This is a genomic window from Yoonia maritima (assembly GCF_043641945.1).
Taxonomy (GTDB): domain Bacteria; phylum Pseudomonadota; class Alphaproteobacteria; order Rhodobacterales; family Rhodobacteraceae; genus Yoonia; species Yoonia maritima_B.
Genome location: NZ_JBHZRX010000003.1, coordinates 329144 through 342738, shown reverse-complemented (window position 1 = coordinate 342738; position 13595 = coordinate 329144). Strand labels below are relative to the sequence as shown.

At 55.8% G+C, this 13595-nt stretch carries 13 protein-coding genes; 4 read left to right on the top strand and 9 right to left on the bottom strand.

The window, feature by feature from the left end:
- Nucleotides 1-320: 320 nt before the first annotated feature.
- A complete protein-coding gene (locus tag ACHUEV_RS08280; protein WP_394178805.1) occupies nt 321-965 on the top strand; it encodes a histidine phosphatase family protein in 645 nt (214 codons plus the stop codon).
- 10 nt (nt 966-975) lie between these two features.
- Nucleotides 976-2016 (top strand): saccharopine dehydrogenase, encoded by a 1041-nt coding sequence (locus ACHUEV_RS08275; protein ID WP_394178803.1) that lies wholly within the window; start codon nt 976-978, stop codon nt 2014-2016.
- An 8-nt stretch (nt 2017-2024) separates the two neighbouring features.
- On the opposite strand, the gene ACHUEV_RS08270 is transcribed toward ACHUEV_RS08275, so the two are convergent.
- The 3 genes from ACHUEV_RS08270 to mutL form a co-directional block, all read right to left on the bottom strand.
- A complete protein-coding gene (locus ACHUEV_RS08270) occupies nt 2025-2345 on the bottom strand; it encodes a DUF3775 domain-containing protein (protein ID WP_394178801.1) in 321 nt (106 codons plus the stop codon).
- Between the two features lie 62 nt (nt 2346-2407).
- Nucleotides 2408-3637 (bottom strand): DNA recombination protein RmuC, encoded by a 1230-nt coding sequence (locus ACHUEV_RS08265; protein ID WP_394178799.1) that lies wholly within the window; start codon nt 3635-3637, stop codon nt 2408-2410.
- Nucleotides 3634-5472 (bottom strand): DNA mismatch repair endonuclease MutL, encoded by a 1839-nt coding sequence (gene mutL / locus ACHUEV_RS08260; protein ID WP_394178797.1) that lies wholly within the window; start codon nt 5470-5472, stop codon nt 3634-3636. Before mutL ends, ACHUEV_RS08265 begins: the two co-directional genes overlap by 4 nt.
- An 86-nt stretch (nt 5473-5558) precedes the next feature.
- Between mutL and ACHUEV_RS08255 the strand changes: the two genes are divergently transcribed.
- Entirely contained in the window at nt 5559-5912 is a 354-nt protein-coding gene (locus tag ACHUEV_RS08255) for an ArsR/SmtB family transcription factor (protein ID WP_394178795.1), read from the top strand.
- Nucleotides 5909-6388, top strand: coding sequence for an SRPBCC domain-containing protein (locus ACHUEV_RS08250; RefSeq protein ID WP_394178793.1), 480 nt, complete (start codon nt 5909-5911; stop codon nt 6386-6388). The genes ACHUEV_RS08255 and ACHUEV_RS08250 overlap by 4 nt, the downstream gene beginning before the upstream one ends.
- Here the strand turns inward: ACHUEV_RS08250 and ACHUEV_RS08245 are convergent.
- The 6 genes from ACHUEV_RS08245 to ACHUEV_RS08220 all read right to left on the bottom strand — a co-directional run bounded on the left by ACHUEV_RS08245 (nt 6385) and on the right by ACHUEV_RS08220 (nt 13482).
- Nucleotides 6385-7686, bottom strand: a complete 1302-nt coding sequence (locus ACHUEV_RS08245) for a M16 family metallopeptidase (protein ID WP_394178792.1) — start codon at nt 7684-7686, stop codon at nt 6385-6387. The two genes, ACHUEV_RS08250 and ACHUEV_RS08245, sit on opposite strands and share 4 nt — an antisense overlap.
- Nucleotides 7686-9017 (bottom strand): M16 family metallopeptidase, encoded by a 1332-nt coding sequence (locus ACHUEV_RS08240; RefSeq protein WP_394178790.1) that lies wholly within the window; start codon nt 9015-9017, stop codon nt 7686-7688. The genes ACHUEV_RS08245 and ACHUEV_RS08240 overlap by 1 nt, the downstream gene beginning before the upstream one ends.
- A gap of 84 nt (nt 9018-9101) precedes the next feature.
- Complete coding sequence (locus ACHUEV_RS08235) at nt 9102-9611, bottom strand: DUF3035 domain-containing protein (protein ID WP_394178788.1); 510 nt, start codon at nt 9609-9611, stop codon at nt 9102-9104.
- A 53-nt stretch (nt 9612-9664) separates the two neighbouring features.
- The gene (gene lspA, locus ACHUEV_RS08230; protein WP_394178786.1) at nt 9665-10153 is read right to left on the bottom strand and encodes a signal peptidase II; all 489 of its coding nucleotides are present in this window, start codon (nt 10151-10153) and stop codon (nt 9665-9667) included.
- Nucleotides 10154-10162: 9 nt separating this feature from the next.
- Nucleotides 10163-11752: a bifunctional phosphoribosylaminoimidazolecarboxamide formyltransferase/IMP cyclohydrolase gene (purH, locus tag ACHUEV_RS08225; protein ID WP_394178784.1), complete on the bottom strand. Its 1590-nt coding sequence runs from the start codon at nt 11750-11752 to the stop codon at nt 10163-10165.
- The gene (locus ACHUEV_RS08220; RefSeq protein WP_394178782.1) at nt 11749-13482 is read right to left on the bottom strand and encodes a heparinase II/III family protein; all 1734 of its coding nucleotides are present in this window, start codon (nt 13480-13482) and stop codon (nt 11749-11751) included. Before ACHUEV_RS08220 ends, purH begins: the two co-directional genes overlap by 4 nt.
- Nucleotides 13483-13595: the final 113 nt, after the last annotated feature.

Below are 13595 nucleotides of genomic sequence, written 5' to 3'. Positions count from 1 at the left end.
GATATCGGGTGCTTTCCGTCGCCAGAAAAGGTCTGCGTCGATCACGAAAATGGTGATCGAAGTGATCGGAAATAGTCCTTGAAATTGTCGCGATCCGCCCCACTTTGCGGGTTCTGTGCAGAGGTGAACCGAAGTAATTCAAAGTCTGTGCGCAGGAGTCATGGTCGCGGTTGCTGCGCGATCACGAAAATCGGGCGAACGCAAAATCGTGAGTAAAAATATTTCTGCAAAATCGCGCGCGCGTGACCCAATTTGGTGCGCGATGGCCGTTGCTAAGCGTAGATTAGCACCGTAGCGTCCCGCCAAAAAGGAGAGCCACGATGGGTGAGATCATATTTGTGCGCCATGGACAGGCTAATTCTGGGGCGACCGACGAAGAAAGCTATGACAAGCTATCTGATCTTGGGCATCAGCAGGCCCGTTGGTTGGGCGATTACTTGCGCGACCGCGAAGCCCCATTCGACAAAGTGATCGCCGGCAGTCTACGCCGTCACCGCGAAACGGCAGCCGGGATGGGTTTTGCTGCACCTGTTATTGATCCTCGTCTTAATGAGATGGACTATTTTAGTCTCGGTAAGGCGCTTGATGATGTGCACGGTGTGCCTATGCCCGGCCCGGATGAATTCGCGGCGCATATTCCACAAGTCATGGAGGCTTGGCATCGCGCTGAAATCAAAGGCGTCGAGACATTCGCATCGTTCGAAGAACGCGTCACTGGTGTGCTCCAAGAGGCAGCCCAACCGGGCGTGCGTATTCTATGCGTGACGTCGGGTGGTGTGATCGGGATGATTTTGCGCCACTTGTTGCGGCTTGACCCGACCCGTTTGGCACATGTCTTGTTGCCAATTATGAATACGTCAGTTCATCGGGTTCACGTGATCCCCCAGGGACCGATATTGGCAAGTTTTAACGCAGCGCCGCATCTGGATCATCCAGACCGTGCGCATGCGATCACTCACTATTAAGGATAGAAAAATGGTGCATCTTTGGGTCCGCGCGGAAAGCCGCGCCAACGAAGAACGTGTTGGTCTTACGCCTGATGGCGCAGTGCAGCTGCTGAAAAAAGGGTTCAAAGTCACGGTCGAAGAAAGCCGTCAGCGTATTATCCCAATTGCGGAATACGTAGCGGTCGGTTGCGACATCGCGCCCGAATTTTCATGGGTGAATGCACCAGATAATGCGCTGATCTTTGGACTAAAGGAATTGCCCGAAGATGGTACACCGCTGCGCCATCGTCACATCATGTTCGGCCATGCCTATAAGGGACAGCCATCCGGGCGCATTCTGTTGGACAGGTTCAAAGCTGGTGGCGGCGCGCTGTATGACCTTGAATACCTGACGCATGCTGATGGTCGCCGTGTCGCGGCGTTTGGTTATTGGGCTGGCTATGCAGGCGCGGCTGTGTCGCTGATGTGCTGGATTGCACAACAAGACGGCGGGCAGGCTGGCCCGGTACATGCTTATCCAAATGCTGCCGATATGCGTGCCGATCTACTGTCGTGTTTGGGTGATACCCGGCCGAACGCATTGATCATCGGGGCGCTGGGCCGTGTGGGTACTGGCGGTGCCGATCTATGCGAGGCGATGGGGATGCAGGTTACCAAATGGGACATGGCGGAAACCGCTTCGGGCGGCCCATTTCCTGAAGTGCTAGAGCATGACATCTTTTTGAATTGTATTCTTGCACGCCCCGGGACACCTGTGTTCGTACCCGCGGATGCCAAGACTGAAGAACGCAAACTGTCAGTCATCGGGGATATTGCGTGTGATCCAGATAGTGATTTTTCACCGATCAAGGTTTATGACCGGACGACGACATGGGCTGAGCCCGCGCTTCGCGTACACGATGATCCGGTTTTGGATGTAACTGCGATTGATAACTTACCTTCGATGCTACCTGCAGAAAGCAGTGCGGATTTTGCAGGGCAATTGCTGCCGCATCTCATGACATTGGATGCTTTGGACCAAGATGTCTGGGGGCGTGCCGGTGCATGTTTCAAAGAGGCGGTGGGTTAAAACCCAGCCTACCTTAACAGGTCATCTTGCGCATCGGTGGGATCGATACCTAATGCTTCCAAACCGCTCTCAAGGTGGTTGGCCAGATGCGGCGACCCCTTGAGATACTCTACCGTTGGCGTTGTTGCTTCCTCGGCTGCTGTGCGCAGGGCCTCTTCTAGGTCGTCGGCTTCAAAGCTGCCGCGCCCAATCCAAAATACAGCGACCAAAGCGGTCTGTTCTTCTGGGGTCAGTTGATTAACAAAACCGTCGAATTCGGCCTCAGCCCGGTTCAGTTCGCGCGCGAGGATGATCACCTCTGCGATTTTGTCTGTCGTGATAGGTAGCATGTCCGCGTCCTCCTTATTGGTAATATGGAGGATGCGTTGCAAACTGCTTTGATCTGGCGCAACTATTCCCGAAGCGGAACGACCTTTGCATCTGGTGGCGTTTCGAGTTCTTCGAAGTCAAAATGGTCGAGCCGATTGGCGCGTTTGCCAGCCTTATCCGCCGATATCTTGATTTCTTCGATATCTTTGGCAGCCTGCGCAAAGTGACGGTCAAGGTTCCCGACACGCCCAACCAGCCGATCAACGTCACCGCCTAGCAGCGCCAGTTCTTTGCGGATCGCACCGGTTTGTTCGCGCATGCGGGCATCTTTCAGGATCGCGCGCATCGTGTTCAGTGTTGCCATGCAGGTCGTAGGTGAAACGATCCAGACGCGTGCGGTAAATCCTTCACGTACAATATGAGGCAGGCGACCGTGGATTTCGGCATAGACTGCCTCGGATGGCAGGAACATCAGCGCGCCGTCAGCGGTTTCGCCTTCGATCAAATAGCTGTCTGATATTTTGCGAATATGCACGCGCACCGCCTGACCTAGCGCATTTAGCGCACGGTCCCGGTCGTGTTTAGTTTCTGCGGCGACAAGGGCCTCATAAGCCTCAAGCGGAAATTTCGCATCGATCACAATAGGGCCGGGAGGGTTGGGAAGATGCACCAAGCAATCAGCGCGGCGGTTGTTTGATAGCGTGGCCTGCCAAGTGTAGCTGTCAGAGGGCAGGGCCTTGGATACGATGTCTTGCAGTTGGATCTCGCCAAAGGCACCGCGTGTCTGTTTATTGGAAAGAATGTCCTGCAATGACAGCACATCACCCGATAGCTTTTCGATGTTGGTTTGGGCCTTGTCGATTGTGGCAAGGCGTTCCTGCAGCTCTGTCAGGCTTTTGGTCGTTTTTTCAGACGAACCAGTCAGAGTATCCTTCATACGTTCTTGCATCTCTGCGAGTGCATATGCCGATTTCATGGCATTATCGGCCAAGCGTTCGGACATCTGTGCCTGAACCTCTGCCATTCGCGTTTCCATCGTTTGGATGACCCGGATTTGGGCGTGGGCCTGTGCGTCTGAAACGGTTTGGATGTTACCAGCCAGTTGCTGTTGTCCTTGCCCAAGCGCGTTCACGTTCATGGACAGCTGCCCGACTTGCTGGGCTACGTTGTAAACGGCATCAGCCGACCGACCTGCGCGTCGGGCGGTTGTTATCAGCAGCATAAGCACCAGCAATACAAGGCATGTTGCCGAAATCACGCCAACCACCAGCGGATCGCTGAATGCATAGGTCTGGTCGCCGATCTGGATCATGTGCGTCCGAACAGCCGTTCAATGTCAGAGAGTTTGAGTTCCACATAGGTTGGGCGCCCGTGGTTGCATTGCCCCGAAAGTGGTGTTGCTTCCATTTCGCGTAAAAGTGCGTTCATCTCGGGGCCTTGCATGCGACGCCCAGACCGGATTGATCCATGGCAGGCAACGCGGCTTAGGATCGCTTCGATCTTGGCTTTGACGCTGGCGCTGTCGCCTTGGTCGGCCAGTTCGTCGATGATGTCGCGGATCATGGCGGCTGCGTTGACCTCGCCCAAGATGGCTGGGGTTTCGCGGACAGCGATCGCGCCGCCGCCGAAAGGTTCAATGGTCAGTCCAAGGCGCGACAGATCATCGGCAATCGCAAGTAGCATCGCGGCATTGCCCTCGGCCATCTCGACGATTTCAGGGATCAAAAGCGCCTGTGCTGCGACCCCGTTTTCGGCCATCTGGTTCTTTAGTTTTTCATAGACTAGCCGTTCGTGGGCAGCGTGTTGATCGACAATCACGATCCCATTTTCGGTCTGGGCGATGATGTAGTTTTCGTGCACCTGCGCACGCGCTGCCCCTAATGGAAGGTGTGCAGGCTCATCTTCGACGACTGGTTCGACGCGCCCTGATGGTGCTTCTTGAAAGCCCGGCGCTTGGGCCTGAAATGTCATTGAACGGGCGCTAAAGCTTGGGCGCGTTGGTCCAAGGCTCTTTTTGTCCATTTGATAGACGCGCGGTTCAGTTGGCGGTTGCTGTGGCTGCATCGCGCCCAACGTTGCAGTGGCGACGGTCGTCGATGCCCGGTGTCCTGCGCCAGCAAGCGCATGGCGTAGCCCGGATACGATCAACCCGCGGACAGTGCCGGGATCGCGAAACCGGACTTCGGATTTGGCGGGGTGGACGTTGACATCAACCAAGGTTGGCTCGCAGTCGATAAACAGCGCAGCAGCAGGGTGCCTGTCGCGTGACAGGACATCCATATAGGCGGCGCGCAACGCGCCCAGCAGCATTTTATCACGAACAGGCCGGCCGTTAACGAATAGGAACTGCGCAATCGCCGCACCGCGCGAATATGTTGGCAGGGCAGCATAGCCCGTCAGGTGAAAGCCTTCGCGTTCGGCGTCGATGGCCAATGCGTTTTCTGCAAATTCGCGCCCTAGCACAGTTTGCAAACGACCGTGCAGCGCGTCGAATAAATCGCCGGTTTGCGCATCGGCGCGGAAGGTCGTCCGGTTGTCGCCATTTGATGCGTCACGCAGGATGAAGGTGATAAAAGGTTCGGCCATTGCGAGCCGTTTGATCACGTCACCTACGGCTTGTGCTTCCGCGCGGTCGGTGCGCAGGAATTTCAGCCGGGCAGGGGTCGCATAAAACATGTCGCGCAATTCAACGACCGTACCGGATGATAGGGCTGCGGGGCGAACATCGCTCATTTTGCCGCCCGCTACGTCGATGCTTGCGGCATCTGCATCGGGGACACGCGATGTGATGGTCAGGCGGCCAACGGCACCTAGCGACGGTAGGGCTTCTCCTCTGAACCCAAATGAATGGATGTTCAGCAGGTCAGATCCGTCTATTTTCGACGTGGCATGCCGGGACAAGGCGAGCGGCAAATCACTTGCCGCTATCCCGCAACCATCGTCTGTCACGCGGATCAGGGTCTTGCCACCATCGGCAATCACAACCTCAACCCGGGTTGCGCCAGCATCTACAGCGTTTTCAACAAGTTCTTTCACGGCCGAAGCCGGACGTTCAAGAACTTCGCCGGCCGCAATCCTGTTGATCGCGGCGTCATCAAGCTGCCGAATTACCGGGCGAGGCTTTATCTGGGGGTCTGCTATGGCCATGCCACAAACTATAGCATGAATGCGCGATTCTGCGAGAGCTTTGAAACAGCTTTACATTTTATATTATATAACTCATATATTATATAATGAATGAATTACATAATGGACCTCTGGCCACCAAGTTTGCTGCATTATCTGACCCGACGCGCTTGGCTATCGTACAGCGGCTGGCCGAGGGCGAAGCAACGGTGACGGAATTGGCCGCACCGTTCGCCATGACGCAGCCCGCCGTGTCACGGCACCTGAAAGTGCTGGAAAGTGCCGGGTTGATCACGCGGCGTGTGGATAAGCAACGGCGCCCTTGCCGGTTGGCCGAAGGGGCCTTGGACAATTTGGACGAATGGCTGGCGATGTTGCGCCAAACAATGTCCGTCAACTACGACCGGCTTGATGATGTGTTGGCCGAAATGCAAACCAAGGATGAGCGGACGACGGAATGACCAAGCTTGATCTAAAGCTCGAAGGCGACACCCATGTCATCGTCACACGACGGTTCAAGGCACCGCCAGAGTTTGTCTATCGCGCCCACACCGACGCAGAATTAATCAAAAAGTGGCTGTACGGTCCCGATGGATGGGTGATGACGAACTGCCTCTATGATGCGCGTCCCGGCGGCCAAATCCGATTGGACTGGCAGGACGCGAATGGTGAGAACGCATTCTATCTGACCGGAGAGTTCATTGCGCTGACGCCGAATGAACGGATCGAACATGTAGAGCGTATGCATCTACCCGATCCTACGCCTGATAATCACATAGTCACAACATTTGCACCCATTGATGATGGGACGCTGCTAAGCCTGCGGATGACCATGCCAGACGCAGACGCGCGCGCTATCATGCTTGAGACCGGCATGGAGGAAGGCATGGAAGCCAGCTATGTCAGGATTGATCCACTGTTTGCATTGGCGGATTAATTTAGCCCTTCAGGTTTTCCAACGACGACGAAATGCAGGTTGTCTGGCTGCAGCAGTTCACGCGCGACCCGATTGGCATCTTCCAATGTGACTGCTTCGATATAGTCGTTTCGGTTGGTCACATATTCCGGTGATAGGTCGATCATTTGCATGCCAACCATGATATTGGCGATCTCGCTGTTGCCATCAAACCGCAGCGGGTACTCGCCCGTCAGATAGGTTTTGGCGCGGTCAAGCTCTGCCTGCGTAATTCCGTTTGTGGCAGTGTCGGCCCAAACGTCGCGTGTCACTGCGATCGCTTCGGCGATGGTTGCGTTGGATGACGCAACCGAGCCAAGCATCATTTCAGCATGGAACTTGGGCACAAGATAAGTCCCGATCCCATAGGTCAGCCCGCGCTTTTCACGCACTTCGTTCATCAAACGCGATTCAAATCCACCGGATCCCAATACGTTGTTCAGCACATATGCCGCAAAGAAATCAGGGTCGTCCCGTTTCATGCCGGCATGGCCAAAGAATGCGACGGCTTGCGGGGTATCGTAGTCAATGACTGTCGTGCCGCCCTCAAGGCCAAAGGCGATGTCATTGGGCAGCTCTGGGCCTTGCGCGGGCAGATCACCCAATAGCGTATCAAGCATTGGCCCAACCTCGGCTGCGGTGATGTCGCCGACAACGGACACGTAAAGCCGATCATGTGTAAGCGCGCGTTGATGCGCGTCATGCATGTCTAATTGTGTCAGGCGGTTCACGCTTTCGACTGTCCCATCGCTGTTGGTACCATAGGGATGGTCACCAAAGGCTGCAGAATAGAATGCTGTGCTTGCGATGCTATTAGGTCGCTTTTCTTCGGATGCGATGTTGGCCAGAACCTGTGCGCGAACGCGGTCTAAGGCGTCTCGGTCAAATGTGGGTTCAATCAGTGCTTGGCGCAAAAGTGCGATTGCCTCGTCCTGATTTTCAGTGAGGAATTGGGCTGAAACGCCAATTGAGTCGTCATACGCGGAAAACCCGTAACTTGCCGCTAAGGCTTCGCGCGCTGTCTGGAATTCTTGGGCGTTCATGTCGCCCGATCCTTCCTCTAGCAACCCCATCATCAGGTTGGTCGCGCCGCGTTTGCCCGGCAAATCCAATGATGTGCCGCCACGAAAACGGATTTCCACGGCAATGAAAGGGATGCTTGGTTCTTCGACGACCCATGCGTTGATCCCGCCGGTGGATGTTACTTCGATGATGTCGATTTCGGCGCTAGCCGTCGTAGCAAACAGGGCAAGCGTAAGGGCGATAAACGTGCGAAACATTAGCGGGCGTCCTCTTGGGTGGCGACAACCCAGCCGGTGACGGCCTGATCGCGGTTAAATACTTTGGCTGCGGCGGCTTTGATGTCGTCTTCTGTCACGGACTGAAGGATCTCGGGCCACGCCTGCACATCTGCGACAGTCAGGCTTTGGGTCAGTGCCGCGCCATAACGGTGCGCAAGGCCCTGTGTATCGTCCAACGCAAAGATTTCAGAGGCGTGTAGCTGCGTGCGGATGCTGTCCATCCGCGCTGGGTCGATATCGTTCTCTAAGAAGTCAGCAATGACCTGATCCATCGCGGCTTCTGCCTCGGATAGACTTACGTCACTGGTCGGAACCACGGCGAGGCTAAAGGTAGAGGTATCCAGCGAGCTGCCGTCGTATGAGGCGTTCGTGTAAAGTGCGGTTTGCGTGTCAAACTGAAGCGCAATGCCAAGGTCGGACGTAAATGGCGAGCCGCCCAAAAGCTCGGCCAAATACACGAGCGCTGCAGCTTCTTCTTGTGCGCCGGGGTCACGTTCGGGGGCCAAATAGCTGCGGATCAGATAGGGTTGGCTCACCCGTGGGTCGGTGTATGTGATCCGGCGCTCCGCGCGCTGTGGTGGTTCTTGGGGGCGGATGCGTTCGGGTAGATCGGGTTCAGAAGGGATGACGCCGTAGTAAGTTTCCGCCAATGCGCGAACCTCATCGGGATGCACATCACCAGCAACGACCAGCACGGCGTTGTTTGGGGAATAGTAAAGGTCATAAAAGGCCAGCGCGTCGTCGATATTCAGCTGCTCCATCTCGTGCTTCCAGCCGATGACAGGCACGCCGTAGCGGTGGTTTTGGTACTGCGCTGCGTTGAACTGTTCGCGTGCCAATGCGCCGGGATTGTTTTCGGTCCGTTGGTTGCGTTCTTCCAGCACGACATTGCGTTCAGTCGCGATGTTGTCTGCAGTGATGGCCAGATTGGTCATCCGGTTGCTTTCCATCTGCATCATCAGATCAAGCCGATCAGCAGCGATGCGTTGGAAATATGCAGTGTAATCGTAGCTGGTAAAGGCGTTGTCGCTGCCGCCGTTCGCGGCAACGGTCGCTGAAAATTCACCAGATTCCAGAATGTCGGTTTGCTTGAACATCAGGTGTTCAAAGAAATGCGCGACGCCCGATGCGCCAACGGGTTCGTCTGCTGAACCGATTTTATACCAAACCATGTGTACCACAACGGGCGCGCGGTGATCTTCGATCACGACGACCTCCATCCCGTTGTCTAGGGTGAAGGTTGTCACTTCTTCTGCCTGTGCGGCTGTCGTCGTGGTGATCATCGCCAAAGCGGCAAGCAAACGTTTCATAGGCACCCTTCCGGTTTCGTCAGATGCAAATTGACGTCGGGCGCCGCGATGTTCAAGCAGACATACGGGGATGTGAGGATTGTTTTACTGTTCCGCAGGTGCGGTTGGCACGATGATGCCTAGCGCAGCAAGGCGTGCCAGCTCTGCATCGGCATCAAGCGCCTGACCCGCATAAAGTGGAAAGTAACGATCCCGGTTCAGTGGGTTGAACACGTTCGACAGCTTTTTGCGCTTTCGTGCGGCTTCATCACGTTCGGCCAGTTCAGCGCGAATATCTGGGTTTACACCATAACGGGCCGTTTGCGCGACAAGCGCGGCTTCGTTGGTTGGGATCCCACCAGCGATCTGCGCGGCAGGGTTACCACCAAGTGCGCGGATAGCATCAGCTTTGGGTGTTGGATCAGCACGATTGACGCCGCCAGGTGTCGGTGTAGGCAAGGCCGTCGTCGCGGGGAGTTCGAGCGGGCGAGACGGAATGACAGAAAACTCGTCAGGGCCGCCGTCAGATGTACGCGTGTCGCGCAACGGGCGTTCTGTGTTTCCGCAAGCGGCAAGTGTGACAAGCGTCAGAACTGATAGAATAATTGCACGCATTAAAGCACCCATTGAAAGTATCGCGCTCTGTGTAGCCTAAGCCCGTGGCGACGTCACGCGCTCTTCTTCTTGGGGCTGGATTTGTGATCTTCGCCCAAAAACGCAAGGCCGACGGCCCCAATAAAGATCGCGACATCAGCGATGTTGAAGGAATAGGGGTTATTGAAACCACAGCACGACATGTTCAGGAAATCGGCGACTGCGCCATAGAAAATCCGGTCAACGACGTTACCGATTGCACCACCAATCAGAAAACCCGCCGACATGTAGACCCACTTCGATCCACCGTTTTTACGCAGCCACCAAAGGACTGCGGCCGAGATGACGACCGCAAGCCCAATAAGAACCCAGCGCATGTCGAAACCGGAAAACAAGCCAAAGTTGACCCCACGATTCCAAGCCATCTGGAATTCAAGGTAGGGCGGGAAGACCTCGATCTTGCCCCGCCCGGGATTTCCCAGACCAAGCCAATGCACCACGTAGTATTTGCTGGCTTGATCCAGCAGCAGCACCCATAGCCCGGTCCAGAAAGTTAGACGCATATCCGCACCTTAGTGTTTAAAGTGGCGCATGCCGGTAAAGACCATCGCGATCCCGGCTTCGTCAGCAGCAGCGATAACTTCGTCGTCGCGCATTGAACCACCCGGCTGGATCACACATGTCGCACCAGCGGCAGCTGCCTCTAGCAGACCATCAGCGAATGGGAAGAACGCGTCAGACGCAACAGCCGAACCAATGGTCAGCGGCTGCGGCAGTTCCATGGCTTCTGCCATACGCTCTGCTTTCTTTGCCGCAATCAGTGCGGAATCCAGACGTGACATTTGGCCAGCGCCTACGCCCACTGTCGCCTTGTCTTTGACATAGACAATTGCGTTGGATTTGACGTGCTTTGCGACCTTCCATGCGAACAGCAGGTCAGCCATTTGTTCGTCAGTCGGTGCGACTTTGGTCACAACTTTCAGGTCGTCCATGCCAACGTAACCGGTGTCTTTGTCCTGAACCAACATGCCGCCAGCAACCTGACGGTATGTGGTGATGGGCTCTTTGGGGTCAGGCAGGGCCTCTGTCGTCAGCAGGCGCAGGTTTTTCTTGGCGGCGAATACAGCTTTGGCCTCGTCTGATGCACCGGGGGCGATCACGACTTCGGTAAAGATTTCGACGATTGCCTTGGCTGTTTCTTCGTCCAGCGGCTGGTTCAACGCGACGATCCCACCAAAGGCCGAGGTCCGGTCGCAATCGAACGCGTTCTTATATGCCTCAAGCAAGGTAGCACCACGTGCTACGCCGCAAGGGTTTGCGTGCTTGATGATCGCAACGGCTGGGCCGTCCGCAGGGTCGAATTCTGCTACCAATTCAAACGCAGCGTCTGTGTCGTTGATGTTGTTATACGACAGAGCTTTACCTTGGTGCACAACAGCGGTCGCAACGCCGGGGCGGTTTGTGCCGTCGGTGTAGAACGCAGCAGACTGGTGGCTGTTTTCGCCGTAGCGCATGGTTTGCTTGAATGTGCCGCTGAACGAACGACGACGTGGCTCATTCTGGCCAATCGCGCCAGCCATCCAAGTGCTAACGGCAGTGTCATACGCAGCTGTACGTGCATAGGCGGTTTGGGCAAGACGTTGGCGCAGGGCCATCGTTGTTTGACCGTCATTCGCGTCTAGCTCTGCCAGAACCGCGTCGTAATCTTCGACATCAGTCACAACAGTGACAAACGCGTGGTTTTTCGCAGCAGAACGGATCATCGCTGGGCCGCCAATGTCGATGTTTTCGATGCAGGCCGCGTAATCGCCGCCTTTGGCTACGGTTTCTTCAAAAGGGTACAGGTTCACGACCAACAGATCGATTGGGCCGATGTTATGTTCGACCATCGCATCGCGGTGTCCGTCTAGGTCGCGGCGGGCCAGCAGGCCACCGTGAACAACGGGGTGCAGCGTTTTCACGCGGCCGTCCATCATTTCTGGGAAGCCAGTGACATCGGCCACATCGCGAACTTCTAGTCCTGCATCGCGCAATGCTTGGGCAGAGCCGCCAGTGGACAGCAATTCAACGCCGCGATCAGCAAGCGCGCGCGCAAGATCAACAAGTCCAGTTTTGTCGGATACAGAAAGAAGCGCGCGGCGCAGTGGTGCAAGGTCGGTCATTCAAAGTCCCCAGGTGTATATTCCACGTCGTCCACAAGATCGGTCTGGACAAGATCACGCAGGGCAGTCGGCGTATCTTGCGCCTTGGCCAGCGACCAACGGACGCGTGTCGCATAGGACATCGCGCGCCCAGATAAAACCACTTGATGCGTGCCAAGTGGCCTTAATCGACCATTTTGTAGGTAAACTGAGGGGATAATCGACAGTTCGGCGGCACCATCATGAGAAAACACCCATGTTTCGCCTGATTTCAGTGCAAGGTACACATTTTGGCGATCAACCGTGGCGGCCACATCTGGATGCAGATGGAAGCGGATTTTATAGGCAATACCTTCGACGCCTCGAGTTGCATCGAATTGTGCGTTGTCTTGTTCATCAAGCGTTGTCAGCAGGTCTTCGCAAGTGAGCTGCCGACCATCGACAGACAATTGCAATATCCGGGCATGGGTCAGGCCATGGCTGGCTTGATATCCATTCTGAGATAACTCTATCCGACGGCCGCCTTCGATGGTGGGCGCGTTATAACGTACGATGGTCGGGGTATTACTCAGCTGTTCGTCTTCGGTATTAAGCTGCGATGACGATACGCCGTCCAAACCGAGCGTTGAATGGCTTGCCGTTGCGCGACTTGCGCGCCGCCATTCGGTTCCAAACCGAGCCCCTGATCCACTATTCACGATGATCGGGCGGCGGCCAGAGTTCAACTCAAACCCGAGCGTACTCGCGTGTCCTTTTGATGACGCGCTGCCTGTTGGTGGTGGTGCTGCGTCCACAATCAATGACGTTCGCCCACCTGTTAATTTTGCAAACCCCATGTGTAGACCCGCATCAGGCGGCGTTTTGACACCTGCATCGGCAAAGGCTTGGTCCAGCCACCCCTCCAGCCCCGAACCGCCCCCATGAAACCGGGTAAGACTACCGTCGCTATGACGAAGAGCGCGTAGCGTTGGCACAATCCTTTCAACCGCGTCAGAGATACCACGCGGCACACGCCGCTGTGCCGCAGACAGCGTTTGTACAGACAGGTTTAGAAGCGTCAGGATTTCTAGCAGCTCTTCTGGGTTGCGCGTCGCTATCGCCCCGCCAGCGATTTCGGACGAACACTCAGCGGATAGCGCTTTCACTGCGTTATCCACGTAGCGATCCATACCTTTGAGCATCAGCCCTGCGTAAATCAGCCCTGCCAATGCTTCGAACCGGGGCAGCCCATGCGGGGCAGCAACCCAGCGCCGCGATACGAACAGTGTCTGCTGACCCAAAGAGCGCATGAACTGGTCCGTTGCAGGTTGATCTTGGCCACGTAAGATGAACAGCCCGTGATTGATCCAACGGGTCAGCCTGCGCCCGACAACATCGGGTGTCCATCCGGCGTTGCGCCCGTCGCCATAGCGATCGATCCAGTCATAAACCCACTTTTGGGCGCGGGTTCGCGCCTTTTCGTCGCCCACGGCAACAAGGTCATCCATCCACGCACATCCGTGGATTTCGTCCATTACATTTGGGTTATCGCGGGCGATGTCCCAGATCGAAAGGTTGGGCCCTTCGACAAAAAGACCCGAGAAAAGAAAGTTGCCAGTAATTAACTGACGTCCACGGCCGACGGCACCAATTGTGCGCGGTTCGGGCGGTGTTACGAAGCTCGGTACTGTATCAGAAAACGCTGCACGCCGGGCATGCACCCGGTTCATAAATGTCGTCCGGCGATCCCGCCATGTGGTCGCTTTTGCCAATTCTGCGCTGCCTCGGCCAATTGTTATTGAGCGCAGGATAGGAAATGATTGCCGTTAAGTCACTAAAACTTCTTAGCCTAAGCGTGGACCCGCCAAGGCTATGAAGTCGTTTG